This window comes from Streptomyces sp. CA-294286 (assembly GCF_050947155.1).
Classification (GTDB): Bacteria; Actinomycetota; Actinomycetes; order Streptomycetales; family Streptomycetaceae; genus Streptomyces.
Window position 1 is genome coordinate 2,442,750 of the sequence record NZ_CP192005.1, and the last position, 26,209, is coordinate 2,468,958.

24 protein-coding genes are annotated in these 26,209 nt (G+C 73.1%); 12 read left to right on the forward strand and 12 right to left on the reverse strand.

Annotated elements, in window-relative coordinates; translation table 11 throughout:
- Positions 1–115: 115 nt before the first annotated feature.
- Both ACQPZG_RS15565 and ACQPZG_RS15570 read left to right on the forward strand, forming a co-directional pair.
- Entirely contained in the window at positions 116–610 is a 495-nt protein-coding gene (locus tag ACQPZG_RS15565; RefSeq protein ID WP_185034151.1) for an inorganic diphosphatase, read from the forward strand.
- A gap of 434 nt (positions 611–1,044) precedes the next feature.
- On the forward strand, positions 1,045–3,003 hold the full coding sequence (locus ACQPZG_RS15570) for a threonine/serine ThrE exporter family protein (RefSeq protein ID WP_433546362.1): 1,959 nt from the start codon (positions 1,045–1,047) through the stop codon (positions 3,001–3,003).
- Positions 3,004–3,350: 347 nt separating this feature from the next.
- Here the strand turns inward: ACQPZG_RS15570 and ACQPZG_RS15575 are convergent, their stop codons facing one another.
- Positions 3,351–4,091, reverse strand: coding sequence for a DedA family protein (locus ACQPZG_RS15575; RefSeq protein ID WP_433546363.1), 741 nt, complete (start codon positions 4,089–4,091; stop codon positions 3,351–3,353).
- Positions 4,092–4,258: 167 nt separating this feature from the next.
- On the opposite strand from ACQPZG_RS15575, the gene ACQPZG_RS15580 reads away from it, so the two are divergent.
- Positions 4,259–4,624 (forward strand): YbjQ family protein, encoded by a 366-nt coding sequence (locus ACQPZG_RS15580; protein ID WP_433546364.1) that lies wholly within the window; start codon positions 4,259–4,261, stop codon positions 4,622–4,624.
- Between the two features lie 188 nt (positions 4,625–4,812).
- On the opposite strand, the gene ACQPZG_RS15585 is transcribed toward ACQPZG_RS15580, so the two are convergent.
- A complete protein-coding gene (locus ACQPZG_RS15585; protein ID WP_433546365.1) occupies positions 4,813–5,571 on the reverse strand; it encodes a MerR family transcriptional regulator in 759 nt (252 codons plus the stop codon).
- A 230-nt stretch (positions 5,572–5,801) separates the two neighbouring features.
- Between ACQPZG_RS15585 and ACQPZG_RS15590 the strand changes: the two genes are divergently transcribed.
- Positions 5,802–6,515 carry a bleomycin resistance protein gene (locus ACQPZG_RS15590; protein WP_433546366.1) on the forward strand — a complete coding sequence of 238 codons (714 nt, stop codon included), beginning with the start codon at positions 5,802–5,804 and terminating at the stop codon, positions 6,513–6,515.
- A 15-nt stretch (positions 6,516–6,530) separates the two neighbouring features.
- Here the strand turns inward: ACQPZG_RS15590 and ACQPZG_RS15595 are convergent, their stop codons facing one another.
- The 3 genes from ACQPZG_RS15595 to ACQPZG_RS15605 all read right to left on the reverse strand — a co-directional run bounded on the left by ACQPZG_RS15595 (position 6,531) and on the right by ACQPZG_RS15605 (position 9,666).
- Positions 6,531–7,055, reverse strand: a complete 525-nt coding sequence (locus tag ACQPZG_RS15595) for a DinB family protein (protein ID WP_433546367.1) — start codon at positions 7,053–7,055, stop codon at positions 6,531–6,533.
- A gap of 109 nt (positions 7,056–7,164) precedes the next feature.
- Entirely contained in the window at positions 7,165–8,622 is a 1,458-nt protein-coding gene (locus ACQPZG_RS15600) for an aldehyde dehydrogenase family protein (protein WP_433546368.1), read from the reverse strand.
- 180 nt (positions 8,623–8,802) lie between these two features.
- On the reverse strand, positions 8,803–9,666 hold the full coding sequence (locus tag ACQPZG_RS15605) for a helix-turn-helix domain-containing protein (RefSeq protein WP_433546369.1): 864 nt from the start codon (positions 9,664–9,666) through the stop codon (positions 8,803–8,805).
- A gap of 317 nt (positions 9,667–9,983) precedes the next feature.
- Between ACQPZG_RS15605 and ACQPZG_RS15610 the strand changes: the two genes are divergently transcribed.
- A complete protein-coding gene (locus ACQPZG_RS15610) occupies positions 9,984–10,475 on the forward strand; it encodes an ATP-binding protein (protein ID WP_433546370.1) in 492 nt (163 codons plus the stop codon).
- Between the two features lie 242 nt (positions 10,476–10,717).
- Here ACQPZG_RS15610 and ACQPZG_RS15615 read toward each other — a convergent pair whose 3' ends face one another.
- A complete protein-coding gene (locus ACQPZG_RS15615) occupies positions 10,718–10,960 on the reverse strand; it encodes a DUF397 domain-containing protein (RefSeq protein WP_185033823.1) in 243 nt (80 codons plus the stop codon).
- A gap of 255 nt (positions 10,961–11,215) precedes the next feature.
- Here ACQPZG_RS15615 and ACQPZG_RS15620 point away from each other — a divergent pair, with 255 nt between their 5' ends.
- Positions 11,216–11,755 (forward strand): hypothetical protein, encoded by a 540-nt coding sequence (locus ACQPZG_RS15620; protein WP_433546371.1) that lies wholly within the window; start codon positions 11,216–11,218, stop codon positions 11,753–11,755.
- Positions 11,756–11,911: 156 nt separating this feature from the next.
- On the opposite strand, the gene ACQPZG_RS15625 is transcribed toward ACQPZG_RS15620, so the two are convergent.
- The 5 genes from ACQPZG_RS15625 to ACQPZG_RS15645 all read right to left on the reverse strand — a co-directional run bounded on the left by ACQPZG_RS15625 (position 11,912) and on the right by ACQPZG_RS15645 (position 18,629).
- Positions 11,912–14,146: an FUSC family protein gene (locus ACQPZG_RS15625; protein WP_433546372.1), complete on the reverse strand. Its 2,235-nt coding sequence runs from the start codon at positions 14,144–14,146 to the stop codon at positions 11,912–11,914.
- A 208-nt stretch (positions 14,147–14,354) separates the two neighbouring features.
- Complete coding sequence (locus ACQPZG_RS15630) at positions 14,355–15,548, reverse strand: ABC transporter permease (protein ID WP_433546373.1); 1,194 nt, start codon at positions 15,546–15,548, stop codon at positions 14,355–14,357.
- Positions 15,545–16,315 (reverse strand): ABC transporter ATP-binding protein, encoded by a 771-nt coding sequence (locus tag ACQPZG_RS15635; RefSeq protein ID WP_433549423.1) that lies wholly within the window; start codon positions 16,313–16,315, stop codon positions 15,545–15,547. The genes ACQPZG_RS15630 and ACQPZG_RS15635 overlap by 4 nt, the downstream gene beginning before the upstream one ends.
- A gap of 542 nt (positions 16,316–16,857) precedes the next feature.
- The gene (locus ACQPZG_RS15640; RefSeq protein ID WP_433546374.1) at positions 16,858–17,955 is read right to left on the reverse strand and encodes a peptidoglycan-binding protein; all 1,098 of its coding nucleotides are present in this window, start codon (positions 17,953–17,955) and stop codon (positions 16,858–16,860) included.
- Positions 17,952–18,629: a hypothetical protein gene (locus tag ACQPZG_RS15645; RefSeq protein WP_433546375.1), complete on the reverse strand. Its 678-nt coding sequence runs from the start codon at positions 18,627–18,629 to the stop codon at positions 17,952–17,954. Before ACQPZG_RS15645 ends, ACQPZG_RS15640 begins: the two co-directional genes overlap by 4 nt.
- Before the next feature lie 134 nt (positions 18,630–18,763).
- Between ACQPZG_RS15645 and ACQPZG_RS15650 the strand changes: the two genes are divergently transcribed.
- The 3 genes from ACQPZG_RS15650 to ACQPZG_RS15660 are packed head-to-tail and all read left to right on the forward strand — an operon-like array spanning position 18,764 to position 21,458.
- Positions 18,764–19,456 carry a response regulator transcription factor gene (locus ACQPZG_RS15650; RefSeq protein ID WP_433546376.1) on the forward strand — a complete coding sequence of 231 codons (693 nt, stop codon included), beginning with the start codon at positions 18,764–18,766 and terminating at the stop codon, positions 19,454–19,456.
- Positions 19,453–20,967 (forward strand): ATP-binding protein, encoded by a 1,515-nt coding sequence (locus ACQPZG_RS15655; protein ID WP_433546377.1) that lies wholly within the window; start codon positions 19,453–19,455, stop codon positions 20,965–20,967. The genes ACQPZG_RS15650 and ACQPZG_RS15655 overlap by 4 nt, the downstream gene beginning before the upstream one ends.
- A 17-nt stretch (positions 20,968–20,984) precedes the next feature.
- Positions 20,985–21,458 (forward strand): GerMN domain-containing protein, encoded by a 474-nt coding sequence (locus ACQPZG_RS15660; RefSeq protein ID WP_433546378.1) that lies wholly within the window; start codon positions 20,985–20,987, stop codon positions 21,456–21,458.
- A gap of 383 nt (positions 21,459–21,841) precedes the next feature.
- Here the strand turns inward: ACQPZG_RS15660 and ACQPZG_RS15665 are convergent, their stop codons facing one another.
- Positions 21,842–23,017 (reverse strand): DUF2786 domain-containing protein, encoded by a 1,176-nt coding sequence (locus tag ACQPZG_RS15665; RefSeq protein WP_433549424.1) that lies wholly within the window; start codon positions 23,015–23,017, stop codon positions 21,842–21,844.
- Positions 23,018–23,233: 216 nt separating this feature from the next.
- On the opposite strand from ACQPZG_RS15665, the gene ACQPZG_RS15670 reads away from it, so the two are divergent.
- The 3 genes from ACQPZG_RS15670 (at position 23,234) to ACQPZG_RS15680 (ending at position 26,151) form a co-directional block, all read left to right on the forward strand.
- Positions 23,234–24,928: a bifunctional 3'-5' exonuclease/DNA polymerase gene (locus tag ACQPZG_RS15670; RefSeq protein WP_433546379.1), complete on the forward strand. Its 1,695-nt coding sequence runs from the start codon at positions 23,234–23,236 to the stop codon at positions 24,926–24,928.
- A 143-nt stretch (positions 24,929–25,071) separates the two neighbouring features.
- Entirely contained in the window at positions 25,072–25,476 is a 405-nt protein-coding gene (locus tag ACQPZG_RS15675; RefSeq protein ID WP_433546380.1) for a DUF6479 family protein, read from the forward strand.
- Positions 25,477–25,644: 168 nt separating this feature from the next.
- Complete coding sequence (locus ACQPZG_RS15680; protein ID WP_433546381.1) at positions 25,645–26,151, forward strand: Dps family protein; 507 nt, start codon at positions 25,645–25,647, stop codon at positions 26,149–26,151.
- Positions 26,152–26,209: the final 58 nt, after the last annotated feature.

The window sequence follows — 26,209 nt, forward strand, 5'->3', positions numbered from 1 at the left end:
GTGAGCAGGGCACCCCGCGAGGCATACCCGTCCATTCGGCCGGGCCCGGGGGGAGCCGACTACTCCGGGAGGACGCAGCATCCCTAAGACTGTGTTGATCATGGAGGAGCCACCCGTGGAGTTCGACGTCACCATCGAGATTCCGAAGGGTTCGCGGAACAAGTACGAGGTGGACCACGAGACCGGTCGGATCCGTCTGGACCGTCGACTCTTCACCTCGACCAGCTACCCCGCGGACTACGGATTCGTCGAGAACACCCTCGGCGAGGACGGTGACCCGCTGGACGCGCTGGTCATCCTGGACGAGCCCACCTTCCCGGGCTGCGTCATCAAGTGCCGCGCGATCGGCATGTTCCGCATGACGGACGAGGCCGGCGGCGACGACAAGCTGCTGTGCGTCCCGGCGTCGGACCCGCGGGTGGAGCACCTGCGCGACATCCACCACGTGTCGGAGTTCGACCGCCTGGAGATCCAGCACTTCTTCGAGGTCTACAAGGACCTGGAGCCGGGCAAGTCGGTCGAGGGCGCGGACTGGGTCGGCCGGACCGAGGCCGAGGCCGAGATCGAGGCCTCGTACAAGCGGCTTGAGGCGCAGGGCGGCGCGCACTGAACGGTGCGTGAGCGGTAAACCGTAGGCGGTAGGTCCGGCGGGCGGCGTGCACTCCTCGTGGTGGGGTGCGGGCCGCCCGCTGTGCTGTGTGGGGGACGTTACGGAAGAGCTGCGGGCGGTACGGGCGGTACGGGCGTTACGGGGGGCGTACGCGGGGCGGCGGGGCGTGGGGCGGGGGTGCAGGTCCGGTGGGGGGCCGCCCCCGCGCCCGCCCTCCCCCGAGCACTCGGCTTCGCTCGTGCAGGGAGGCGCCCCCCGCGCCCCCCCGGGGGCGGCCCCGCCGCCCAAGGGGGCTCACGAGGGCGGGAAGGGAACGTGCGGCCCGCCGCCCGGGGGGCTGGTGTGGGCTGGGGGAAGGGGTGGGGGTGGCGGGCGGCGAGGGGGGTGGATCCGTGGACATACTGGGCAGGCGGGTGTGTCGAGGCGTGTGAGTGGTGGGAGCGAGGCGAGTGGTGGCGGAGTCGGAGCGGGGCAAGGGCGGTACCGGGGCTGAGGAGGCCGAGGACCGCAAGCCGACGTCGGACGAAGCGCGCAGCGCGTTCGCGGCGCCGACCGGAGCGAAGACCGCCACCGAGTCGGGGTCCGGGTCCGGCGTGGGCGGGAACTCCGAGGCCGGGCGGAGCGGGCGTACGGCGTCCAGCACCACGTCCGGGGTCGGGGCCACCCAGGCCATCCCCGTGGTGGCGGTGGACGAGGACCAGTCCGTGACCTCCGAGTTCGCGCTTCCGCAGGGTCTGCGGAGCACTCCGGCGGTCGAGGAGGAGCAGCCGACCTCCGAGTTCGCCCTTCCCAAGGGGCTGACGCCCGAGACCCCGCAGTCGCAGGAGGGCTCCGCCTTCGACGTACCGAAGACCGCCGCGCAGAAGCGGAACGCGCAGAGGGGCGGGTCCGGGACCGCGCTGGACGCTTCCAGGACCTACAGCGCGCGGCACTCGCCCCCGGCCTTCACCCCCGCCCACGGCATACCCATGGTCAAGCTGACCAAGGAGGCCCCCTGGCAGGACCGGATGCGCACCCTGCTGCGGATGCCCGTCGGGGACCGTCCGGTGCCGGACACCGTGCAGCGGCACGGCGACGAGGAGGACTCGGGGCCGGCCGTGCCGCGCGTGCTCGACCTGACGCTGCGCATCGGCGAACTGCTGCTGGCGGGCGGTGAGGGCGCCGAGGACGTCGAGGCGGCCATGTTCGCGGTGTCCCGGGCGTACGGACTCGACCGGTGCGAGCCCACCGTCACCTTCACGCTGCTGTCGATCTCGTACCAGCCCTCCCTCGTGGACGACCCCGTCACCGCGAGCCGGACCGTGCGGCGCCGGGGCACCGACTACACCCGCCTGGCGGGCGTCTACCGGCTGATCGCGGACATCACGGCCGCGGACACCGACGTCACCCTGGAGGAGGCGTACCGGCGGCTGGCGGAGATCCGGCGGAACCGGCACCCGTACCCCGGGTGGGCGCTCACCGGGGCCAGCGGACTGCTCGCGGGTTCGGCCTCGGTGCTGGTCGGCGGTGGTGTGCTCGTGTTCATCGCGGCGACGCTCGGGGCGATCCTGGGCGACCGGCTGGCGTGGCTGTGCGCGGGGCGCGGACTGCCGGAGTTCTACCAGTTCGTGGCGGCGGCGATGCCACCGGCCGCGATGGGCGTGGGCCTGGCCTTCGTCCCCGACAGCGTGGTGAGCGGAATCCTGCCGTCCGCGGTGATCACCGGTGGGCTGTTCGCGCTGCTGCCCGGACGGGCGCTGGTCGCGGGCGTGCAGGACGGGCTGACCGGCTACTACATCACCGCGTCCGCGCGACTGCTCGAAGTCATGTACTTCTTCATCGCGATCGTGCTGGGCGTACTGATCGTGCTGTACGTGGGGGCCGGGCTGAACCCGAACCTGCATCCCGACGCGACGATGCACGTGCAGTCGCGGCCGGTGATCCAGATCCTGGCCTCGATCGCCCTGTGCTTCGCCTTCGCGATCCTGCTCCAGCAGGAGCGCAGCACCGTCCTGATGGTGTCGCTCAACGGCGGCGTCGCGTGGATCGTCTTCGGGGCGATGAACACCACCGGGAACATCTCGGCGGTGGCGTCGACGGCGGTGGCGGCCGGGCTGGTCGGCCTCTTCGGACAGCTCTTCTCGCGCTACCAGTACGCATCGGCCCTGCCGTACGTGACGGCGGCCATCGGGCCGCTGCTGCCGGGTTCGTCGACGTACTACGGACTCCTCGGCATCGCTCAGAACGACGTGAACGCGGGGCTCACCTCACTGTCCAAGGCGGCGGCGATCGCGCTGGCGATCGCGATCGGCGTGAACCTGGGGGGCGAGATCTCGCGGCTGTTCCTGCGGACGCCGGGGGCGGCGCGGGAAGGGGGAAGCAGGAGGGCGGCGAAGCGGACGCGGGGGTTCTAGCGGGGGTGCGGGGGCCGGTGCCGGTCGGGGGTGGGGGGCGCGGTGTGGGCGTACGGGTCGTGCGGGGGTGCGGCGGCGCGGGGTGCGGGGCGTGAGGCGGGCGCGGGCGTACGGCGGCGCGGGTCGGCGCACGGCGGGGGCGGGACGCTGCGCGTGGGGGCCGCCCCCTTGCCCGCCCGTTCCGCCCCCGGGGGCGGCCCCGCCGCCCAAGGGGGCTACGGCGTGCGGCCCCGCCGCCCGCGGGGGCTACGGCGTGCGGCCTTGCCGCCCAAGGGGGGTGGAGGGGGACCGTGCTGCCCGTAGGGCTGGGTGCGGGTGAGCCGGGCCGCCGGGTTGCCGCGAGCGGATCAGCGTTTGGCGTGACGGCCGCGTTGCGGGGGGTTCGGGGGCTGGGGCTGCGGGGGCAGGGGGGTGCCGTCGGGGCCGAGGACCGGAGCGGAGCCGGGCAGCGGGGCCGGCGGGTTCTTCTTCGACTGGCTACGGGCCTTGATGACCTCGACGACGATCGGTACGACCGAGAGCAGCACGATGGCGATCAGGATCATCTCGATGTTCTTGTGCACGAACTCGACGTTGCCGAGAGCCGCACCCAGCAGCGTGACGCCCGCTCCCCAGAGCACGCCGCCGACGACGTTGTAGATGATGAACGTGCGGTAGTTCATCTTGCTGACGCCGACGATGATCGGCGTGAAGGTGCGCACGATGGGCACGAAGCGGGCCAGGATCAGCGCCTTCGGGCCGTGCTTCTCGAAGAACTCGTGCGCCTTCTGCACGTTCTCCTGCTTGAAGATCTTGGAGTCGGGCCGGCTGAAGAGGGCCGGGCCGACCTTCCGTCCGAAGAGGTAGCCCACCTGGTCGCCCACGACCGCGGCGATCACGATCAGCAGACAGAGCAGCCACAGCGGAGTCTTCAGCACGCCGGTCGTCACCAGCAGACCGGCGGTGAAGAGGAGCGAGTCGCCGGGCAGGAAGAAGCCGATCAGCAGACCGGACTCGGCGAAGACGATGGCCAGCAGGCCGTACAGACCGAATTGGTTGAGCAGGAAGTCCGGATCCAGCCAGGCCGGTCCGAGCGCAATCGTGTTCACGGGTTCCGGGCTCCAGGGGGATCGTCTTCAGGTGGGCTGGCCAAAAGTATCAACGCCCATGGGCACTCACGGGTTCCCCCGGTCCTTCCAGGGTGCACTCTGCCTGTACGAGCGCAAGGCTCTCCTGGGAGAACGCGCGCGAAGTCGACGGGAAGAGGCGCATGCGGATGGGTATCGAGGAGTTCGGCGGCGGCCAGAGCGGCGAGGCGGACATCCTCGTCGTCACCACCAATGACGTACCGGGTCATCGGGTGGAACGGGTGATCGGCGAGGTGTTCGGCCTGACTGTACGGTCCCGGCACGTGGGCAGCCAGATCGGGGCCGGGTTGAAGTCGTTGGTCGGCGGGGAGCTGCGCGGCCTGACCAGGACGCTCGTGGAAACGCGCAGCCAGGCGATGGAGCGGCTGACGGAACAGGCGCGGGTGCGCGGGGCGAACGCGGTGCTGGCGATGCGGTTCGACGTCACGGCGGGCGCGGACGTCGGCACCGAGGTGTGCGCGTACGGGACGGCGGTCGTCATCGTCAGGGAATGAGGACCGGCGCACGCGGAGCGGCGCGTGGGCGGGGAACGCGGTGGGGCAACGCGGTGGGGGTGGGGGTCGGCAGACCCCCACCCCCGTCCCCCCGACGGGCGGCTCACGCCCCGCCCCCGTGGTCCCACCCCCCGTCCCTCGTGGGCCCGTCCCCGCCCGTGCCCACGAGGGAACCGCCCCGCCGGTCGTCAGACGTTCCGTACCCCGTTGGCCAGGATCGCGTCGCGCATGTAGGCCGCTAGGCCGGGGCGGATCTTCTCGTAGACCGCGGTGAACCGTTCGTCCGCGACGTACATCTCGCCGAGGCAGGTGTGCATCTCGTGCGAGACGTGGAGGTAGCCGTCGCACATGAACAGACGGTGTTCCTCGGCCACGTCCATGGCGTCGGTCGAGTCCGCCGGGACGCCTGCGGCGAGCAGGTCGGCCATCTTGTGGTGCAGGGCGTCGAGCCCCTCGGTGAGGCGCTTCCAGTCCTCCTTCGTGTAGCCGGCGGTCCGCCGCTGGGACTCGCGGTACGCGTCGGTGTTCCCCCAGCGTTCCTGGACCTCTTCGGCGTACTGGTCGGGGTCGTGGTCCCCGAAGACCTCGAACTTCTCCTCGGGGGTGAGGTTGATGCCCATCTTCCGTGCCTCCATGGCGGTTTCGACGGCGGCGGCCATCTCCTGGAGCCTGACGATCCGGGCGGACAGCAGTTCGTGCTGGCGCCGCAGGTGTTCCCGCGGGTCCGTGTGCGGGTCGTCCAGGAGGGTCGCCACCTGGTCGAGAGGGAAGCCGAGCTCCCGGTAGAACAGGATCTGCTGCAGCCGGTCGAGGTCCGTGTCGTCGTAACGCCGGTGGCCTGCGTGGCTGCGCCCGCTCGGGGAGAGCAGGCCGATCGCGTCGTAGTGGTGCAGGGTGCGCACGGTCACTCCGGCGAACTCGGCGACCTGTCCCACGGAATAGCTCATGGCGGTTCCGCTGCCCTCTCTGTGAGGTGGTGTTCCGTGTCGTTCCTCAGCGTGCTTCCTCACGTCGCGTGAGGTGCAAGTCCGTGTCCGGGGTCTCCGCCGGGAAGACGTACGTCCCCTCCTCGATCCACCCGGTCGGCCCGCACGCCCGATGCGCTCCCGGCCCGGTCCCGCGAGCGACCGGAAAAACCCTGGACGCAGGTCGTCAAATTTGACTAGAGTCCTTCGGTATGGCCGAGAAGACGATTCCGATCCTCCCCTGCCGGCAGGTCCAGCCGGTGGTCGACTTCTACACCGTGCTGGGTTTCGCGACGACGTACCAGCAGAAGAGCCCCAACCCGTACGCGGAGGTGGAGCGCGGCGGCATCCGGCTCCAGTTCTTCGGCATGAAGGAGTACGACCCCACCCGGTCGTACTCGTCGGCGTACATCGTCAGCGACGGCGTGGACGCGCTCTACGAGGACTTCCGGGGCCGCCTCAAGGAAGCGTACGGGAGGATCCCGGCGCGCGGGCTGCCGCGCATCGGTGCGCTGCGGGACATGTCCTTCGGGATGCGGCAGTTCCTGGTCAGCGATCCGGGCGGCAACTGCCTGAGGTTCGGGCAGCCCGCCGGCGAGGACCTGACCCGTGCCCCGAAGGAGACCTTCGAGCGGGCGATGTACTACGCGGCCCGCTGGGTCGACGCCAGGGAGCACCTGGCGGGTGCCGCCCGGCTTCTGGACCGGACGCTGGCGATCACCGACGAGCAGCCCACCCCGGTGCAGCTGTTCGAGATGCTGGTGATGCGGGCCGATGTGGCCTTTCGGAGCGACTGCTTCCAGGAGGCCGCCGGATTTCTGGACCGGGCGCGGGCGGTGCGGCTGGGTTCCGCCGAGCGGGCCGCCGTACAGGACGAGCTGCGGCGGTTCGAGGAGATCCGGGAGGCCCTCCTCGAACCGCGGTGAGGGCCGTGACCTGCGCTAGTCGCCGAGTTCGTGGGAGTTCTTGCCGTCCAGGGACTCACGGATGATGTCCGCGTGGCCGGCGTGCCGGGCCATCTCGGTGATCAGGCGCAGCAGCACCCAGCGCAGCGAGACGTCCTCCTTGGGGAACCAGGGGGCGTCGGGCAGCGGGAAGGTCGCGTCCAGGTCACAGGCGCGGGCGAACTCCGCTCCCCTGCGCCCTACTTCGGCCCAGCGCTCGATCATCGCGGACACCGTCTCGCCCTGCTCCGGGACCAGCCGGAAGGAGTCCTGCCAGTCGCTCTCGGAGCGCTCGACGGGGGTGATGTCGCAACCGGCGAGCGCGAGCCAGTTCTGCTCGGCCTCGGTGACGTGCTTGAGGAGGCCGGAGAGCGAGAGCGTGCTGGCGCTCGGCGTGGTGGCCGCCTGCTCGTCGGTGAGGCCGCGCAGGGCGTTGCGGATGCCCGCGCGCTGCTCGTCCAGGAAGGCCAGGAGGGCGCTGATCTCGTCGGTGCAGTTCTCGGCGCTGACGTGCAGAACCATGGCGGGCCGCCCTTCGGGGAGTCTCTCGGGGAACGAGTCCCACGCTAGCGAGGCATGCGGACAGGTCGTGTCCGCAACTCACGCCTCTCGATGTCCACAATGCACGCCTCTAGAAAGGGAACTCGGATCTGCCGTGCTGGATCGAGATCCACTTGTGGGTGGTGAAGACGTCGACCGTGGACTCGCCGTTCATCCGGCCGATTCCGGAGGCCTTCTCGCCGCCGAAGGCGACCATCGGGTCGTCCTGGATGGTGGAGTCGTTGATGTGGATCATGCCGGTTTCGATCCGGCGGGCGAAACGGACGCCGCGTTCCACGTTGCGGGTGTGCACGGCGCCGCTCAGGCCGTACGGGCTGTCGTTGGCGATCCGTACCGCCTCGTCGTCCCCGTCGAAGGGCAGGAGGAGGGCGACGGGGCCGAATATCTCCTGCTCCAGGATGGGCGACCCGGCGGGAACACCGGTCAGGACGGTCGGCTCGACCAGGTTGCCGCGGGTGGCCCCTCGTACGAGAGCGGTGGCGCCTTCGGCGAGGGCCTGGTCGACCAGGCCGGTCAGGGCCTCCGCGTGGAAGGTGTTGATGACGGGGCCGAGCTGGGTGGCGGGGTCGGCCGGGTCGCCGGTGCGCAGGTCCCGTACTCTCGCCGCGAAGATCTCGGTGAACTCCCGTTCCACGGCGCGGTCGACGAGGATCCGGTTGGCCGCCATGCAGACCTGGCCCTGGGAGACGAAGCGGCTGAAGACGGCCGCGTCGGCCGCGTAGGAGAGGTCGGCGTCGTCCAGGACGACCAGGGCGCTGTTGCCGCTGAGGGAGAGCACCGCGCGCTTGAAGTGCGCTCCGGCGACGGCGGCGACGTGGCGGCCGGTGCGGTCGGAGCCGGTGAAGGCGATCACCTTGGGCACGGGGTGTTCGAGGAGCGCGTCGCCGATCTCGGCTATGTCGGTGATCAGGACGTTGAGGAGACCGGCGGGCAGCCCCGCCTCCTCGAAGAGGTGCGCGATGAGTCCGCCGCCGACGACGGGGGTGTTCTGGTTCGGCTTGATGACGACCGCGTTGCCGAGTGCCAGGGCGGGGGCCGCGGCCTTGATGCCGGTGAGGAAGGGGAAGTTGAAAGGGGTGATGACGCCGATGACGCCGACGGGGAGCCGGTGGACGCGGTTCTCCTTGCCGGGCGTCGGGGAGGCCAGGATGCGCCCCTCGGGCAGGGTCGCCAACTGGGTGGCCTCGCGCAGGAACTCCTTGGCCAGCCGGACCTCGAACCTCGCCTTCACCCGGGTACCGCCCGCCTCCGCGGTGATCGCCTCGACGATGGCGTCCTCCTGGTCCTCCAGGAGGCGCAGGACCCGCTCGACGACGTCCCGGCGGCTGAAGGCGTTGACGTTCGCCCAGGCGCGCTGGGCGCGCTCGGCCGCGCGGTAGGCGTCGTCGACCTCGGCGACCGAGGCGACGGTGATCGCGGCCAGCTTCTCCCCGTCGTACGGGTTGAAGTCGATGATGTCCCACGAGCCGCTGCCGGTGCGCCACTGGCCGTCGATGTACTGGTGGGCCAGGTCGGTGAAGTAGGACATGCCATCCCTCTGTTCTGCCCCGGCGTCCCCGGTGTTCCCGAGTGCCACTGTTCCCCCGTTGTGTGGTCCGTGCTGGTCCATCTGGTGCGGTCGTTGCGTGCGGTGGTGCGTTTCCCTGTGTGCGTCCCGTGACGTCTGATGCGCGCGGGAGGCGCGAGGTTCCGCCAACGTACAGCTCGATCAGATGAGTTGGAGGAGTCCGCGCAGGACGTCCCGAGTGGCGGACGGGCTCGGGCAGTCCTCCTGGAGGCGGTCCATGACCCGTTCGTACTGTCCGACCTCCTCGCGCTTGTCGAGGTAGAGCGCGCTGGTCAGCTGCTCCAGGTAGACCAGGTCGGAGAGGTCCGACTCCGGGAAGCGCAGCAGGGTGAAGGCGCCGCTCTCGCCCGCGTGGCCGCCGAAGTTGAAGGGCATCACCTGGAGCGTGACGTTGTGGCGCTCGGAGACGTCGATCAGGTGCTGCAACTGCCCCCGCATGACGTCCTTGTCGCCGTACGGGCGGCGCAGCGCGGCCTCGTCGAGCACCGCGTGGAAGTGCGGGCCGCGCTCGGAGACGAGGACCTTCTGGCGTTCCAGGCGCAGGGCCACGCGGCGGTCGACCTCGGCGGCAGTGGCGTGCGGGATACCACGCCGCACGACCGCGTGCGCGTACGCCTCCGTCTGCAACAGGCCGTGCACGAACTGGACTTCGTAGATGCGGATCAGTGACGCCGCACCCTCCAGGCCGACGTACGTCTGGAACCAGCCGGGAAGTACGTCGCCGAAACTGTGCCACCAGCCGGCGAGGTTGGCCTCCCGGGCGAGGGCGAGCAGCGACTCGCGCTCCGCTCCGTCCGTGACGCCGTACAGCGTCAGCAGATCCTCCACGTCCCTTGCCTTGAAGCTCACCCGTCCCAACTCCATGCGGCTGATCTTCGACTCGGAGGCACGGATCGAGTAGCCGGCCGCCTCGCGGGTGATGCCGCGCGACTCGCGCAGGCGCCTGAGCTGAGAACCCAGCAGGATGCGCCGCACCACAGATCCGCTCGATTCGCCTGCGGTCACCTCTCCCGCCCTCCCTCTCGTTGCCGCTGCCGCTCGTTCGTCCTCGTCCGCTTCATGTGCGCGAGGCCCTCCCCAGAGTCCCGAGGCCGCAGTCTGCCACCAAAACGCTCCGCCCCGTACTCATTCGGTTACGGAAATGGCAGGGGTACGAAAGTGGTTGCAGGAAGAAATGAGCAAGAAACGGCACGGTGTTGTCCAAGTCCGGCGCGTGCACGTGCATCTGCCCTTGCATCTGCTCTACGCATTCGGAACCATGGTCCGCGCGCACGTCTGACCAACGCCGTATGTCACGACCGCGAACCCGGGGAGCGCCTCGCATGGGGACCAATGGATCGACCATGCTCGTGCCTTTACGGCAGGGCCCGCCCCCCATCGACCCCGCGTCGGTGTCCTCCTCCGCGTCCTGCGCACTGCCCGCGCGGTTCGAAGCGGTGGGCGGGGCAAGGAAGTTCACGCGCACCACGCTGTGCCAGTGGGACCTGGAGAGCCGGTTCGACGACGTCGCCCTGGTGGTGTCGGAGCTCGTCACCAACGCACTGCGACACGCCCTCCCGGCCGACACCCCGCGGGAGAGCGACGTCCCCGTGCGGCTGCACCTGATGCACTGGAACGCGCGACTGGTGTGTGCGGTGCGCGACCCCAGTCACGACGGCCCCGCCGCGCGCGACAGCGACGACTTCTCGGCGGAGTCCGGGCGGGGGCTGTTCCTGGTGGACTCCTTCAGCGACAGCTGGGGCTGGCACCCGCTGGACGGGACGCTGCACGGCAAGGTCGTGTGGGCGCTGTTCCGGCTGCAGAAGGAGCAGTGAGGACGGGCGACCGGCCCCGGCCCGGACGGTGAGGCCGCGCCCGGCACGGGCGGGAACGGGCGGAGGGGCCGCGCCCGGCACGGGCCGGAACGGGCGGCGAGATCGCGCCCGGCACGGGCCGGAACGGCCGGTGCGGACCACGTCGTCGCCCCGGGGGCGAACAGCGGGGCCGGGTGCCGTTCCGGAGCGGTCTGCGGGGGTTCGCGTCGCGTCCGCCGGGCGCCCGCAGTGATGCGTGGCGCTCAGTTCCCCGCCGTCAGATGGTCGAACTCGCCGTCCTTGATGCCGAGCAGCATCGCCTCGATCTCCGCGGGCGTGTAGACGAGCGCGGGACCCTCCGGGTGCCGCGAGTTGCGAACCGCCACGTCGCCGCCCGGCAGCTTCGCGAACTCCACGCAGGAGCCCTGCGAGTTGCTGTGTCTGCTCTTCTGCCAGACCACCCCGTGGAGCTGTGTGGCCGCCATGCCGTTGTATGCGTGGTGCACAGGTCGCTCCCGGAAGTGCTGGTGTCAACTGCTACTGGCGTCGTCTGCCGTCAACTGCTGTCGGAATGTCAACTGACCCGGATCATAGCTTCGTTCATCTGCGGATGCATGGGCAGATGCACGTGCACGCGGGGTTGTCCCTCGACTACAGAACCGGTGGGCCGCAGTGGCTCGCGACTTCTCCTTCTAGACGCCCTGGTAGCTTGACGCGTTCCTTCCACCACCCGATTGCCGACCACACATGGGGAGTCCGGAGTGCACCAGCACGTACGTACCGCCGCGGGTGCGGCCGCTCTGGCGGCCGCCCTCCTGCTGACCGGATGCAGCAGCGACGGCGACAAGGGCAAGGCCCCGCAGGACTCCGCGAGTCCGGAGGCGTCCGCCGACGCCGGCGCGGCCACCACCACACCGCCGGCCGGGGACGCGGGCGCCGGGGACGTCAACGGCTCCTGGATGGCGACCACGAACGGCAAGTCCGTCTTCCTGACCGTCCAGGACGACGCGGCAGGCATCCTCGGCGAGCACATGTGCACCGGCCGGGTGGTCCGCCAGGGCGCCGTCACGCTCGACCTCAAGTGCCCCAACGGCAACACCGACCGCGCGAAGGGCACGGTGACCACGGGCGCGGACGGCAAGTCGCTCACGGTGAAGTGGGAGGGCAGCGGCATCGAGGACCGGTTCACCAGGGGCCCGGCGGGCGGGCTGCCCTCCGGCATCCCGACGGACCTGCCCTCGGGGATCCCCACCGACCTGCCGTCCGGGCTGCCGTCGGCCCCCGAGCTGCCGGGCTCCTGACGGCCGCTCGGCGTCCGATCTGCCGACGTCCTGACCGGCCGCTGGGCGTCCACGGTGCCGACGTCCTGACCGGCCGTCCCGCCGTCCGCCGTCCCGCCGTCCGCCGTCCCGCCGTCCCGCCGCCCCGCCCGCGGGGTGCAAGTCCCGTGGCGGGTGTCAGGACCGGGAGAGGGCCGCGTCCCCCTTGGGGCGCGGCCGCTCGGCGTCCAGGGCTTCGGTGAGTTCGTCCAGCGCTTCCAGCAGGAGCCCGGCCCCCTTGCGTACGACCTTGTCGTCACCGGTCGGCTCCCCCGCGACCGCCCCCGTCTCGCCCGCGCGCCAGGCCGCCAGTGCTGCCTGGAAGGCGTCCCACCGGGGAGCACGGCGTTCGCGCACCGCGCGGGCCGCGGCGTCGACGTCCGCGCGCAGCGCTTTCGCGAGGGTGGCGGCGGCCGGGACCGGATGGGTGTCGCGGGCCGGCAGGTGGGCCTCCATGAGCATGGCGACCCGGGCCACCTGCGCGAGCGCGTGCGGGGCGTCGGCGGCGGCTGCGCGGGACAGGCCCCGGTGCCGTACCGGCTCGTTGGCCGCCCGTTCCAGGGCGTCCTTCCAGGCCACCCGGGCCTCGCGGGTGGCCAGCAGCGCCTCGCGCACGGCGTCGGCGGGGGCGCCGGCGGGGTCCGCGTACCGCTGGAGGACGGCGGACGCGTACCGCACGTCGGCGACCAGCCAGTCGGCGAGGCGGGTACGCAGCCGCGGGGTCTCCCACGCCGGGTAGATCGCGTACGCCAGCATCGCGAGCAGCCCGCCCGCCAGGGTGAGCACGACGCGTTCGGGAACGGTCTGGGTCCACTGGAGACCGCCCATGCCGAGCAGGAAGACGACGTACGCGGCGACGCAGACCTGGCTGACCGCGTACCCGGTGCGCAGCAGCAGGAACATCAGGAAGGCACTGACCACGGCGAGCGCGGCCGACAACTCCGTTCCCGGGTGTGCGAGTTGCACCAGGCCGGTGGCGAGGGCGACGCCCAGGAGGGTGCCGCCGAAGCGGGCGACGGCACGCGAGTACGTCTGCGAGAAGTCGGGCCGCATGACCATCACGGCGGCCATCGGCACCCAGTAGCCGTGACCGAGCGGCAGCGCCGTGCCGAGGACGTAACCGCTGGCGCTGACGGCGGCGACGCGCAGGGCGTGCCGCAGTACCGGCGAGTCGCGGCGCAGTTCGGCGCGCATCAGACGCAGCGCGACCGGGACCAGCTCCAGCACGGTCGGGCGGTGCAGGTGGTCGTCGGGGTCCGCGCGGTGCTCGGGGTGACGGGCGACCCGACGGGCGGCGCGGACCGCGGCGCGGCGGGCGGTGACGTACGCGGGACGGTCCTCGTCCTTGAGGTTGCGGCGGTCCCTGGTGCCCACCGCGTCGGTGGTGCCCGTGCCGCGGGCGGTTTCCACCACGTCGCGCAGCAGGGCGATCAGCCGGGACTCCGCGCGGCGGGCCGGGCCGGTGAGCACCGCGCCCTCCTTGGGGAGGGCGAGCACGGCCAGCGCGGCCGGGGACATCGTGACGGGCTCGCCGTGGCGCACGGCGCGGGCGGCGGCGTCGAGCGTGGTCCCCGCCGCGGCGAGCAGTTCGCGCACCCGGGCGCGCTCCTCGCCCTCCGCGGGAACGCCGAGGGCCGGGTCGGCGAGGGAGGCGAGGACCGGACGGATGCGTTCCGCGAGGCCCCGGGCGCCGTGCAGTTCGGCGGGGCGGCGGCGGGCCTGCCGGGGGGTGATCGCGGCGGCGCTGCGGGCGGCCATCAGGGGCTCGGGGTCGAAGGGGGCGACGGGGTCGTGGCGCAGCCGGCGCGCGTAGTCGGCCTCGGCGGCGAGCGCGTCGGCGAGCGCGTCGCGCTGGGCGCCCCAGCGACGCACCGGGAACAGCACGATCAGGGCGGCCTGCACCATACCGCCCACCATGATCATCCCGGCGTGGCCCGCGGCGGCGCCCACCGAGGTCGGGAGGGTCACGGTGACGAGCATGATCGCCACGTTGGAACTCGCGATCATGCCCGCGGTGGGGCCGATCGCCCACGCCATGCCGGCCAGGAAGGTCCACAGCGCCAGCAGCCCGACGAACAGGACCTGGTGAGACCCGGTCAGGTACCCGACGAAGGTCGTCACGGCGAGGCTCGCGCCGGACGCGAGCGCGAGAACGGGTCGGGTGCGCCAACTGCGCTGGAAGGTGGCGAGTGCGGCCTGGAAGGCTCCGAAGGCGGAACTGGCGGCGACCGCGGGACCGAAGAAGTGCAGCGCGGCGCCGACGAGCAGGGCGAGGCCCACGGCGGCCCGGACGGCGACGAGGGGATCGAGCCGCTGCCGCTCGACGGTGAGTCCGGAGCGGGCGGTGTCCTTCAGGGCTTGGAGCCAGCTCATGCTCCGAGATTAGTGGGTGGGGGGCGGATGGGGCATAGGGGGCTTAAGGGGTGCGGGATTCCACTGGGACGGAGCGGGCCCGGGGGGTGTGGTGGGGGACGCGGGGGAGCACGGGGGTGGGCTGGGGGGTCGGGGGCAGAAGGCAGGCCGGACAGTGACGGGGGCGGGGGCCAGTGCCGTCGAGTGGCCCCGGCCTCCGCCGCCCCCGTCAGGTCGCGCTCAGCGCCGCCGTCGGATGCAGCCGGGACGCGCGGACCGCCGGGTACAGGCCCGCCAGCACGCCGATCGCCAGAGTGGCGCCCAGGCCGCCCGCCAGGGACCACGGCGGAACCACCGCCGTCCACCCCTGGGTCCGGGCGAACCCGTACGTGGCCGCCGCTCCCAGGACCGCGCCCGTCGCCCCGCCCAGGGCGGAGAGCAGCAGCGACTCGGTCAGGAACTGCAAGCGGATCGCACCCCGCGTCGCGCCCAGCGAACGGCGCAGGCCGATCTCCTGGCGGCGCTCCAGCACGGAGATGACCATGGTGTTGGCGACGCCGACCGCGCCGACCAGCAGGGCGACCGCGCCGAGGCCCAGCATGAGCGTGGTCAGGCCCTCGTTGGTGGCGGCCTTGGCGGCCAGCGCGTCCGAGGGGCGGGAGACCTTCACACCTCCCTCCGCGCCGGGGCTGATGGTGCGGGCGAGGACGGCCCGTACGTCCTCCACCGAGGCGTCCGTGGAACGTTCGAAGACGGTGGTGGGATGGCCGTCGAAGCCGAAGAGGCGCTCGGCGGCCGGGAACCCGACCAGGGCCACCCGGTCCAGGCTGGGGAACAGTTCGACCGGGTCGAGGACGCCGACGACCACCATCCGCGTGTCGTTCATCATGATCGTCTCGCCGGTCCGGGCGACGCCCAGGCGCTGTGCGGCGACGGAACCGAGGACCGTCACCGGGAGGCGTTCACGGGCCCGGTCCAACCAGACGCCCTCGGCCACCGTCCCCCCGAGAGCGGCCAGCAGGTCCGTACGGGCCGCCTGGGTGGTGACGCCCGCCGTGCGCTCCTCGGGGACGACGTCGCTGCGGCGGATGCGGGTGTCGACGTATCCGGTGGCGGTGGCGTGCTGCACCGGGCCGATGCGCTCGACCATGGCGACCGCGCTCTTGGGCAGCTTCACGTCCTTCCCCGTGGCGTCCTTGCCCGCCTCGGCGGTGAGGAGGTTGGTGCCGAGCCGGTCGAGCCGGGCCATCAGGTCGGCGCGGCTCGACTCGGACAGGCCGACGACGGCGACCGTGGTCGCGATGCCGATGGCGATGCCGAGCGCGGAGAGAACCACCCGTGCGCGACGCGCGCGCAGGCCGACCGCACCGAGGCGCAGGAGGTCGCGCGGGGAGAGTCGGAAGGGTGTGAGGGCCCTCGTCATGAGGTGCCCCCTTCCGGTCCGCCCGTACGCGCCGTGCGGGCCGTACTTCGCGCGGGGACGTCCGAGACGATCTCGCCGTCCCTGAAGCGGACGCGGCGGGGCAGCGAGTCGGCGATCCCGTTGTCGTGGGTGATCACGCAGACGGTGGTGCCGGACGCGTGCAGTTGGTGGAGGAGTTCCATGACGACCTCGCCGGAAGCGGTGTCGAGGGCGCCGGTGGGCTCGTCCGCGAGGAGGAGGGTGGGACGGCCGACGAGCGCGCGGGCGATCGCCACGCGCTGCTTCTCGCCGCCGGAGAGTTCGTTGGGCCGGTGGGCGCGGCGGTGGTCCAGGCGGACCGCCGCGAGAGCTTCACGCGCGCGTGCCCGTCGTTCCTTGAGGGGCACACCCGCGTAGAGCAGCCCGTCGGCCACGTTGTCGACGGCGTCGCGACCGGCCGACAGGTGGAAGTGCTGGAAGACGAAGCCGATGTGGCGTGCGCGCAGGGCGGAGAGCCGGGCGTCGGAGAGCGTGGAGACGTCGTAGCCGGCGATCCGGACGGTGCCGGAGGTGGGCTTGTCGAGGGTGCCCATGACGTGGAGCATCGTGGACTTCCCCGAGCCGGACGGTCCGACGACCGCGAGGAGTTCGCCCTCGTCGACGACGAGGTCGACCCCGCGCAGGGCGTGCACGCCGCCCGGGTACGCCTTCGTGGCGCCGCGCAACTCGACGACGGGCACCCCCCGGCCGGACCTCGTGGGGGCTTCGGCCCCCGCCGGGTCCCGCACGAGACCGACGCGCCCGACGGTCGGCACGGGGGCCGGTGCGGGGCCTGCGGAATCCGGTGCGGGGCCTGCGGCGGCCTGTACGGGGCCTGCTGCGGCGAGCGGCGCGACGGGCGGCGCGGAGGCCGGGCCGGCTGCGACGGGCGGTGTGGCGATCGGCACGGTGCCCGGTACGGAGCCCGGCGCGACGGGCGACACGGGAACCGACGCGGGGCCTGCTGCGGCGGTCGGGGCGGGGCCCGGCGCGACGGGCGGCACGGAGCCCGGTGCGGCGACCGGCACGGTGGCCAGACCCGGTGACACGACCGGCACGGAGCCCGGCACAGGGCCCGGCGCGACGGGCGACACGGCGACCGGTGCGAGGCCCGGCGCACGGCCTGGTGCGGCGACCGGCACGGGGCCCGGTGCCGCGGACGAACCCGACGCACGTCCGGCTTCGCGCGATCCCGCGTGCCCGGCGCCCCCCGCCTCCGCTCCGGCCTGTCCGCCGTGCCCCGCCCGCGGCCCGGCGTGCGGCCTCCGGGCAGGTACGCCCTTGCGCGCGCTCATGACTTCGCCACCCCGACCTTCAGCCCCTCCCGCACGTCCGGGCCCGAGACCTCGATCCGGCCGTCCGCGACCATGCCGGTCTCCACCCGTATCGTGCGCACCGTCTCCGTCTCTGACTCCGTCCGGCCGCCCCCGACGACCTGGAGGCCGTAGCCCCCGTTCTCGCCGCGCAGGGCGAGGACCGCCTCGACGGGGACCGCGAGGACCCCCTCACGTGCCTCGCTGACGAACGTCACGCTCGCCGGCGCGCCGGCGTCCTCGCCCGCCACGGCCCTCGCTCCGCCGTCCAGGACGACCTCGACCGTGATGCCGTCCCGGGCGGCGGCCTCTCCGTCGGCGGGCTCCTCGGGCCGTACCGTCCCGACGACCTCGGCGGCCGACTTCCTCCCGCTCGGCAGCGTGACCTCGACCTTCGTGCCCCGCGCCGCGAGCGCACCGTCGCCCTGGTCCAGCTGGGCCCGTACGACGGGCCGGGTGGAGGCGACCGTCAGCACGGTCGTATCGGGTGCGACCTGGGCGGCGAGCGCCGCGTCGGCCGAGACGACCTTCACCTCGCGCGGCTGGAAGACGACGTCGCCCCTGCCGACCCGGCCGGTGAGCGTCCGGTTCAGGGACTTCTGCCACTGCTTGACGGCGGCCTCGGTGCTCCGGTCGTAGTGCGTGTCGACGTACAGCTTTCTCCCGTACCCCAGGTCGCGCAGGTTGCGTTCCAGCTGGAGCACGTCGCTGCCGCTGTCCCCCGGCTTCATCTCGCGGAACATCGGGACGGGTCCGTAGAGGAGGGTGACGGGCTTGTCGTTCAGTTCGTACAGCGCCTGTCCCGCGGTCACGGTGCGCCCCTCGGCGGCGGCCACCGTGACGGTGCCCTCGACGGCCGCCGTCACCGGACGGCGCTGCGCGAAGTCCAGCTTGCCGTCGACCGTCCTGGACCGCACGAGATCGGTGCGCACGACGGTGGCGGTGGCGGGCGGCAGTCCTGCCGTCGCCGCGGAGGCGCCCGCGTCGCCGCGACCGCCGAGGAACAGGGCGCCGCCGCCTGCTCCGGCGGCCACGGCCACCGCGCCGGCCACGAGGAGGGCGGTACGGCGCTTCACTGCATCCCGTCCAGGCCGTCGAGCAGCTTCGTCCGGCACGCCTCGCGCGCCTGCTTGTACGCCGGGGATCCGGTGTCGATGGCGGGGGATCCCGGCGACGGATCGCCGCCGGGGACCGCGTTGCCGCCGGACATCGTCGGGTTGGTGAACTTCGGGATGCCGTTGTCCCGCATGCACTTGGCGTGGGCGAGCATCGACTCGTAGGACTTCTGCTGGTCGCGCGGGGGTTCGGCGTCCATGGCGGCCTGGAGTTCGGGGAGGCACACGTTGTCCCGCCCCGCCTTGATGCCCTCGTTCCGGCCTGGCTGCGCGCCGAGTTCGCCGATCCTCGCCCAGTCCAGGTGCCCGCTGAGCTTGGGGTCGGGGAACTCCTTGTAGCCGCCCTTGGCGCGCATGCACTGCACGAACTTCACCTGGGCGTCGTAGAAGGCGCTCTTGCCCGCGGCCGGCGCGCGGGCCCCGTCCTTCACCGCGTCCTTGCCGGTGCCCGCTCCCCCGTCGGCGGCGGGCACGGTCGGTGCGGGCGGCGCGTCGGCGATCCCGCCGTCCTTCGTCGCCGCACCGCCGCCGCAGGCGACGGAGAGGGCGAGCACGGGTGCGGCCACGAGAGAGGCCGTGCGCAGCCGGGAGACGGCACGGCGGCCGGTCCGGTTCGTCCTGCTGAGGTAGGTCATGCACCGCACCCTGGCCACCGCAGTCGATGACCCGTCCACGACGACATGATGGGAACGTAACAATGCCCCCGGCCTGCGCCCCCGCGCCCGGGGAAGCGGGCGCGAAGCGCCGCGTGGCGCCCATAATCGGCCCCATGCCGCATGTGCTTCTCATCGAGGACGACGCGTCCGTACGGGACGGGATGGAACTCGTCCTGCGCCGGCACGGGTACGGGGTGGACGTCGCCGCCACCGGCGAGCAGGCGCTCGACCTGCTGTCCGGGGAACGGGGCGCGCGTGTCGAACTCGCCGTGCTGGACCTGATGCTGCCGGGCATGGACGGCTTCGAGGTGTGCCGCCGCATCCGCACCCGTACGACGACGCTGCCGGTCATCATGTTGACGGCGCGCGGTGACGACCAGGACATCGTGGAGGGCCTGGAGGCGGGCGCCGACGACTACGTGGTCAAGCCGGTCACCGCGCCCGTCCTGGAGGCGCGCATCAGGGCGGCGCTGCGGCGCGCGGAGCCGTCCGCCCGGCGGGCGCCGGACGCCGACCTCGCCGGGCTCGTCATCGACCGCGCCGGGCTGACCGTCACCAAGCACGGCGCGCCCGTCGCCCTGCCGCCCACCGAACTGCGGCTGCTCCTGGAGCTGTCGGCCTCTCCCGGGCGGGTCTTCAGCCGGGAACAGCTCCTCGAATCGGTCTGGGACCACACCTTCCTCGGCGACTCGCGGATCGTGGACGCGGCGGTCGGCCGGCTGCGGGCCAAACTGGAGGACGTGCCGGGCAGACCGCGGTACGTGCAGACGGTGCGGGGCTTCGGCTACCGCTTCGGACCGCTGTGAGGCGTACGGAGGGCCGGAAGGCCGCCGACGGCCCGCGCGGGGGCCCGCGGCGGCTCGTCGGCGGGCTGCGCGCCCGGCTCGTCGTGGCCTTCGTCGTCGTCGCCCTGGTCAGCGCGGTGACCGCGACCGCGCTCGCCTACCGGGACGCCCGGACCGCCGTGTTGCAGCGGGCCCAGAACACGGCCGTGGACGACCTCCGCGAACAGGTCGGGGCGGTCGCCGCCGAGTTCGACCTGCCGCCCGACCAGCGGTCCCTGTCGCGGTTCGCGGCGAAGGTGTCGGCCGGGCTCGGCGGTCACGTCGTACTGGCCCGCTACCAGGGCCTGACGGCCGTCTCGCACTCCGCCGCGGACGCCGAGGAGCGAATCACGACGGCGCTGCGGGCCTCCACGACGAGCACCGCGCGGCTCCAGCGGGTCGTGTGGCGGGGCGATCCCTACCTCGTGGTCGGGGTGCCGGTCGCCTATGCCGACGGGGACCGCCGCGCCTCCGGTCTGACGGTGTACTCGATCACCGGCCTGGGGGCCGAACGCGACGACACGGCCGCCCTCCTGGACTCCGTGCGGGCGGGTGTCGTTCCGGTGGTCCTGCTGGCCGCCGTCCTGGCACTGCTGGCCGCAGGAACGGTTCTGCGGCCGGTACGGAGACTCGGCCGGGCCACCCGCGGGCTGGCGGCCGGGGACCTCGGCAGCCGGGTCGCCGTCACCGGCCACGACGAACTCGCCGAACTGGCACGGACGTTCAACGAGACCGCCGACGCGCTCCAGGCGTCCGACGCCGAGCTGCGCGCACAGGAGGCGAAGGCGCGCCGCTTCGTGGCGGACGTGTCGCACGAACTGCGCACGCCCCTCGCCGCGATGACGATGATGGCGACCGTCCTGGGCGAGGACGCCGACCAGCTGCCGCCCGACGCGGCGCGGGCCGCCCGTACCGTCGGCGCGGAGACGGCACGGCTGTCCCGGCTGGTCGAGGACCTGATGGAGATCTCCCGCTTCGACGCGAAGGCGGCCCGGCTGAACGCCTCCGAGGTCGACCTCGCCGACACGGTACGGGCCACGCTCGCCCTGCGCGGCTGGACGGACCGGGTCGAGACGCGACTGCCCGAGGGCGTACGGGCGGTGGTGGACCGCCGCCGCGTCGACGTGATCGTCGCCAACCTCGTCGGCAACGCGCTGCGGCACGGGGCGCCGCCCGTCGTCGTCGACCTCGCGGCGGGCGACGGTCTGCTGACCGTGCGGGTGTCCGACCACGGCCCCGGGCTGCCGCCGCACGCCCGGGAGCGGGTCTTCGACCGGTTCTACAAGGCGGACGGGTCCCGCACGCGCGGTGCCTCCGACGACGCCACGGGCCAGGGCAGCGGCCTCGGGACGGCGATCGCGCTGGAGAACGCCCGGCTGCACGGCGGCACGATCGACGTCGCCGACGGACCGCACGGCGGCGCGGTGTTCACCCTGCGGCTTCCGCTGCGGCTCACCGGACAGGAAGAGGAGGTCGCCCAGTGCGCACGGTGAGGTGCGGACGAGGAGCGATGGCCGCCGTGCTGGGGGCCGTCCTGCTGGGCTGCGGCGTCCAGCCGACCGGCGTGGTGGACGCGGGCGAGCCCGCCACCGGGCTGACGCGCGGCATGCGGCTGTACTACGTCGGCGACGGCGGGCTGCGCGCGGTGCCGCTGATCGACCAGCGGGTCAAGACCCTCGATTCGGTGGTGAAGATGCTCCTCCAGCCGCCGCCGGCGACCGAGGGGGGCGGCCTCACCACCCTCGTCGACATCGGGGGCTTCTCGGTGACGGGGCAGGGGGACCGCGTCACGGTCGCCCTGGAAGGACCCGGCGGCATGGCACAGCACGAACGCCTGGGCACGGGGCAGCTCGTGTGCACGCTGGCGCGCGCCCAGTCCGTGCTCGAACCCGGCGTCAGGACGGATGACGTGCAGGTCCTGCTGAAACCGTCCGAGGGGGCCGCGCAGGGCCCCTACCGGTGCTCGGAGTTCCTCGACGGATGACCGCGGCGCAGACCCCCGTCACCCCGCGGGCACGCGACCGGTGAAGGCTCGCGGACGGCCCGGAAACCCGGGTGCGGGACCGTACCGGGCAGGCCCGGAGGGGCGCGGTCCCCTGCGCGCACGGTCTGTACGGGCGCGGTCTGTATGGGCGCGGTCCGCACAGGCGCGGTCCCGGCACGATCAGTACGAGCGCGATCCGTACGAACGCGGTCTCTGCACGCACGGTCCGTACAGGCACAATCCGTACAGGCGCGGTCCCTGCACGCGCGGTCCCTACGGGAACGATCCGTACGAGCGCGGTCCCTGCACGCACAGCCCCTACGGGCACCGCCCGCACAGGCGCGGTCCCGTGACGCGCGTCGGCCGTGCGGCCCGTACGCCGTTCAGCGGGTCAGGCGGTCGCGCGGCCCCCGTGCCCCGTGCACCGACGCGCGGTCCGCCGCCGCCGTGCCGTGCTCCCAGCCGGCCAGGTCGTTCACGCCGCGCACGCGCGTGGACGTGGTGCGCGGGAACATCTGCTCCGCGCGGTCCGTGACCGCCACGTCCCGCGCGGCGAGGACCGGGAGCAGCGAGCCCGCCGACTCCTCCACGACGTGCTCGGTGGCCTGCGCCAGGCGCGTGCCCAGACGGCTCGCGTACGCCGTGAGGAAGGACTGGCGGAACGACTTCGTGCGCTTGCGGCCGCCGGCCCGCTGGGCGGCCTCCGCGCGCGTCATCGCGGCCGTCCCCTGCACCAGCAACGAGGTGTACAGCAGCTCGACGGCCTCCAGGTCGGCCTCGAAACCGACGACCGTCGAGAAACCGCACTCGCTGTTCCACACGGCCCGGCAGCGGTTCGCGGTGGCGACCGCGTCCAGCAGGATCGCCTTCGCCGTCTCGTACGGGGCGTCCACACCGACCCGGCACGCCCCCGGCCCGCCCGCGGCCCCGTGCCCCTCGGCGGCGAGCACCGCCTCGTCGATGCTGTGCCGCGCCATCAGCTCCTGCGCCTTCCCGGTCAGGGCCTCGGCCTCCTCCGGGTACTCGGTGGCCTCCGCCTTGGCGAGCAGGGCACGGATACGGGTGAGCATGCGCGGCTCGCCGGGGGCCGGCCGGGCCTGGCGCACGGGAACGGAGACGCCGCCCGGCGCGGGGCCGACCGGCTCGATCGCGGGCAGCCGGATCAGCAGCCGCAGCAGCTCCAGCACCGCGGTGGCCAGCGAGAACCGGTCGGTCCTCTCCCGGCGGGCGAGTGCGTCGGCGTACTTCTCGTCGCTCTTCCACCACACCTGCCCGCCCACGCCCAGCTCGGTCAGCTGTGTCTGCCAGCGCGGCGGCACGCACGCGCGCGCGTAGCGCCGGTGCTCGGCGGCCACCAGGTCGGCGAGGAGCCGTACGTGGACCTCCTTGAGATCGCGGGCGACGAGCCGGGCGACGTCGGCGGGCTGCCAGCCGCGGTCCCAGGCACGGCGGACGAACTCCTCCCCACGGCGCAGCACTTCGCACCCCGCGTCCGGCCAAGGAGCGGCGGCCAGCAGGGAGGCGCCCAGGTCGAGGTCCTCGTCGCCGGTGCCGTACAGCGCGGAGAACGCCCGGTCGGCGTCGGGAAAGCCCCGGTCGGCGTCCTGGTCGGGGCCCGGCGGGGTGTGGTCGGTCAACGTCGTGTCTCCTCGGTCGGGCTCACCCTCCTGGTATACCTCGCCCGGCCGGAGCGCCGCCCCGGGGGCCGCGGACGGGACCGCCGCCGCGACCCGCGCTCCGGCGGGTTGTCAGTGGTGGCTGTCACACTCGCAAACATGAGCGACCGTTGGGCCATCGCCGAGGGGCAGGGCGGCGGGGCGCTGCTCGTCCCCCTCCGGCGGGACGGCCGCCCCGCCGACGAGGTGCGCCGCGAGCCCGACCTCGTCGAAGCCGTCCGCTCCCGCCCCGAGGTCGGCCGCTGGGTCTGGCGCTCGACCGCCGAGGTCTACCCCCGCCTCCTCGCCGCCGGAGTCCGCGTCGAGCGGTGCTACGACATCGAGGACGCGGAACTCCTCCTCCTCGGGCACGCCGGCCGCTGGGGCGAGCCCCGCTCGGCGGCGGCGGCCCACGCCCGGCTGCACCACCTGCCCGTTCCGCCCGACCCCCCGCAGCGCGCCGCCGAACCCGGCTCGCAGTCCTCCCTGTTCGAGCCGCAGCCGGTGCACGTCCCCTTCGCGTCCCTGCTGGAGGTGTACGAGGACCAGGTCCGGCGGCACGACGAGGCCCAGCACCCGGGCCGAATGCGGCTGCTGACCGCCGCCGAGTCCGCCGGGATGCTCGTCGCCGCCGAGATGAACCGGGCCGGGCTGCCCTGGCGGGCCGACGTCCACCGGGCGGTACTGGACGAACTGCTCGGCGAGCGGTACGCGGGCGGCGGCGACCCGCGCAGAATGGCGGAACTCGCCGACCAGGTGTCCCGGGCGCTCGGACGGCGGGTGCGCCCGGAGCTGCCCGCCGACGTGATCAAGGCGTTCGCGCAGGCCGGGATCAAGGTCAGGTCAACCCGGCGCTGGGAGTTGCAGGAGCTCGACCATCCCGCCGTCGCACCGCTGATCGCGTACAAGAAGCTGTACCGGATCCAGACCGCGCACGGCTGGGGCTGGCTCCAGGACTGGGTGCGTGACGGCCGCTTCCGCCCCGAGTACCTGCCCGGCGGAACGGTCACCGGCCGCTGGGTGACCAACGGCGGGGGCGCGCTCCAGATCCCCAAGGTGATCCGGCGGGCGGTGATCGCGGACGAGGGGTGGCGGCTGGTGGTGGCCGACGCCGACCAGATGGAACCCCGGGTCCTGGCCGCGATCTCCCGCGATCCCGGCCTGATGGACGTCGCCGGGCAGCCGGGCGACCTCTACAAGGCGGTCTCCGACCGCGCCTTCTCCGGTGACCGCGAGGCGGCGAAACTCGCCGTGCTGGGCGCGGTGTACGGCCAGACCTCGGGCGACGGCCTGAAGAACCTGGCCGCCATGCGGCGAAGATTCCCGCGCGCCGTCCAGTACGTCGACGACGCGGCCCGCGAGGGTGAGGAGGGCCGTCTCGTACGGACCTGGCTGGGCCGCACGTGCCCGCCCGCGCCCGGCTCCGGGGACGACGACGAGGCGGGCATCCCGCAGGAGCAGAGCGCCGACCCGGCCCCCGGGGAGGACGAGTTCACACCGGGGTACGCCTCACGCAACAGCCGGGCCCGCGGGCGTTTCACCCGTAACTTCGTGGTGCAGGGCAGCGCCGCCGACTGGGCCCTGCTGATGCTGGCGGCGCTGCGGCAGTCCCTCCACGCCTCCGGGATGAAGGCCGAACTGGTCTTCTTCCAGCACGACGAGGTGATCGTGCACTGTCCCGAGGACGAGACGGACGCCGTCGCTCGGGCGATCCGCGCGGCCGGCGAACTGGCCGGCCGCATCGCCTTCGGCCGGACCCCGGTGCGCTTCCCGTTCACGGTGGCGGCGGTGGAGTGCTATGCCGACGCCAAGTAGACGGAACGGACCGCCGCTCCCCGGCTCCCGCGTCCGGGCGTCCCGCGCGAACGCGGCCCGTCCCTGCTCACACCTCGCCGACGGGTCGGCCCCGGGACATGTTTCACCCGCATTCCCAGGCACCCCGTGGGTACCCGGGACGCATGTACACACATGGCATCGAAAGCGTCCGACTCGCCGGAACGGAGCTGGCCGCCAACCGTGACCTGATGGTGGGCATCGCCCCCTTCCTCGTCGGGCTGGCCGTCGTGGCGATCCTCATCGGCGCGGTGTGGCTCGGCATCCGGGTCAAGAACCGCGAACCCGCCGCGCCGCGCCCGGAGGAGCAGCCGCGTGCCCCGCAGCGGGACCACCCGCCGGGCGAGATGCAGGAGGTCCGGGAGCCGAACGAGATGCCGCAGGACGGTGTACGCCGCACCCCGCACCAGCTGGGCGGGAACGGCGGACACGGCAACGCGGGCACCCGCCCGGCGGCCGAGGGCGCCGAACCGCCCAAGTGGGACGACAAGTCCGGCGGGGCGTTCGGCAGCGGCGGGCCCGGCGGCTGAGGCGCCCACGCCAGGACGGAGTCCGCCCCCCGCGGGGTGGCCGTCCGTCCACGCGGGTCACCGCGGGCGCGCGCCGACCCGTGCACGTCGGCGCGCATGGACCGCTCGAAACACCGAGAACACCAGAACCACCGGAAACACCAGAACCACAGGGAGGACCCCTTCACCATGACCACCTCCATCCCCACCCCCGTCCACACCTCCGCCCCCACCATCGAGGGCACCCTCCCCGAGGCATCCCGCCGCACGGTCGGCGACGCCCTCCAGGGCGCCCTGGTCGACCTGATAGACCTGTCGCTGCTGGCCAAGCAGGCCCACTGGACGATCGTCGGCCCGCGCTTCCGCTCGGTGCACCTCCAGCTCGACGAGATCGTCGACACCGCCCGCACCTACGCGGACACCGTCGCCGAGCGCGCCTCCGCGATCGGCGTCGCGCCGGACGGGCGGGCCACGACCGTGGGCAAGCAGACCCAACTGCCGCAGCCGCCGAGCGGCTGGCTCGCCGACGGCGACGTGGTGGCGCTGCTGGTCGAGGCGCTGGGCGGCGTGATCCTGCGGATGCGCGAGCGGATCGACGCGACGGACGCGCCGGACCCGGTGTCGCAGGACCTCCTCATCGCGCTCACCGCCGAGCTGGAGAAGCAGCGCTGGATGTTCCAGGCCGAGAACCACTGAGGCCGGGCGGGGCGGGACGGACGCCCGGCTCCCGGGCCCCGTCCCGTTCCGGGCCCCG

Coding starts and splice junctions, on each gene's coding strand:
- ACQPZG_RS15585 (WP_433546365.1), bottom strand. CDS start 5,571: ATGAGCTATTCCGTGGGACAGGTCGCCGAGTTCGCCGGAGTGACCGTG.
- ACQPZG_RS15675 (WP_433546380.1), top strand. CDS start 25,072: ATGTACACACATGGCATCGAAAGCGTCCGACTCGCCGGAACGGAGCTG.
- ACQPZG_RS15595 (WP_433546367.1), bottom strand. CDS start 7,055: ATGGTTCTGCACGTCAGCGCCGAGAACTGCACCGACGAGATCAGCGCC.
- ACQPZG_RS15670 (WP_433546379.1), top strand. CDS start 23,234: ATGAGCGACCGTTGGGCCATCGCCGAGGGGCAGGGCGGCGGGGCGCTG.
- ACQPZG_RS15660 (WP_433546378.1), top strand. CDS start 20,985: ATGGCCGCCGTGCTGGGGGCCGTCCTGCTGGGCTGCGGCGTCCAGCCG.
- ACQPZG_RS15610 (WP_433546370.1), top strand. CDS start 9,984: ATGGGGACCAATGGATCGACCATGCTCGTGCCTTTACGGCAGGGCCCG.
- ACQPZG_RS15600 (WP_433546368.1), bottom strand. CDS start 8,622: ATGTCCTACTTCACCGACCTGGCCCACCAGTACATCGACGGCCAGTGG.
- ACQPZG_RS15630 (WP_433546373.1), bottom strand. CDS start 15,548: ATGACGAGGGCCCTCACACCCTTCCGACTCTCCCCGCGCGACCTCCTG.
- ACQPZG_RS15650 (WP_433546376.1), top strand. CDS start 18,764: ATGCCGCATGTGCTTCTCATCGAGGACGACGCGTCCGTACGGGACGGG.
- ACQPZG_RS15680 (WP_433546381.1), top strand. CDS start 25,645: ATGACCACCTCCATCCCCACCCCCGTCCACACCTCCGCCCCCACCATC.
- ACQPZG_RS15625 (WP_433546372.1), bottom strand. CDS start 14,146: ATGAGCTGGCTCCAAGCCCTGAAGGACACCGCCCGCTCCGGACTCACC.
- ACQPZG_RS15645 (WP_433546375.1), bottom strand. CDS start 18,629: ATGACCTACCTCAGCAGGACGAACCGGACCGGCCGCCGTGCCGTCTCC.
- ACQPZG_RS15590 (WP_433546366.1), top strand. CDS start 5,802: ATGGCCGAGAAGACGATTCCGATCCTCCCCTGCCGGCAGGTCCAGCCG.
- ACQPZG_RS15580 (WP_433546364.1), top strand. CDS start 4,259: ATGGGTATCGAGGAGTTCGGCGGCGGCCAGAGCGGCGAGGCGGACATC.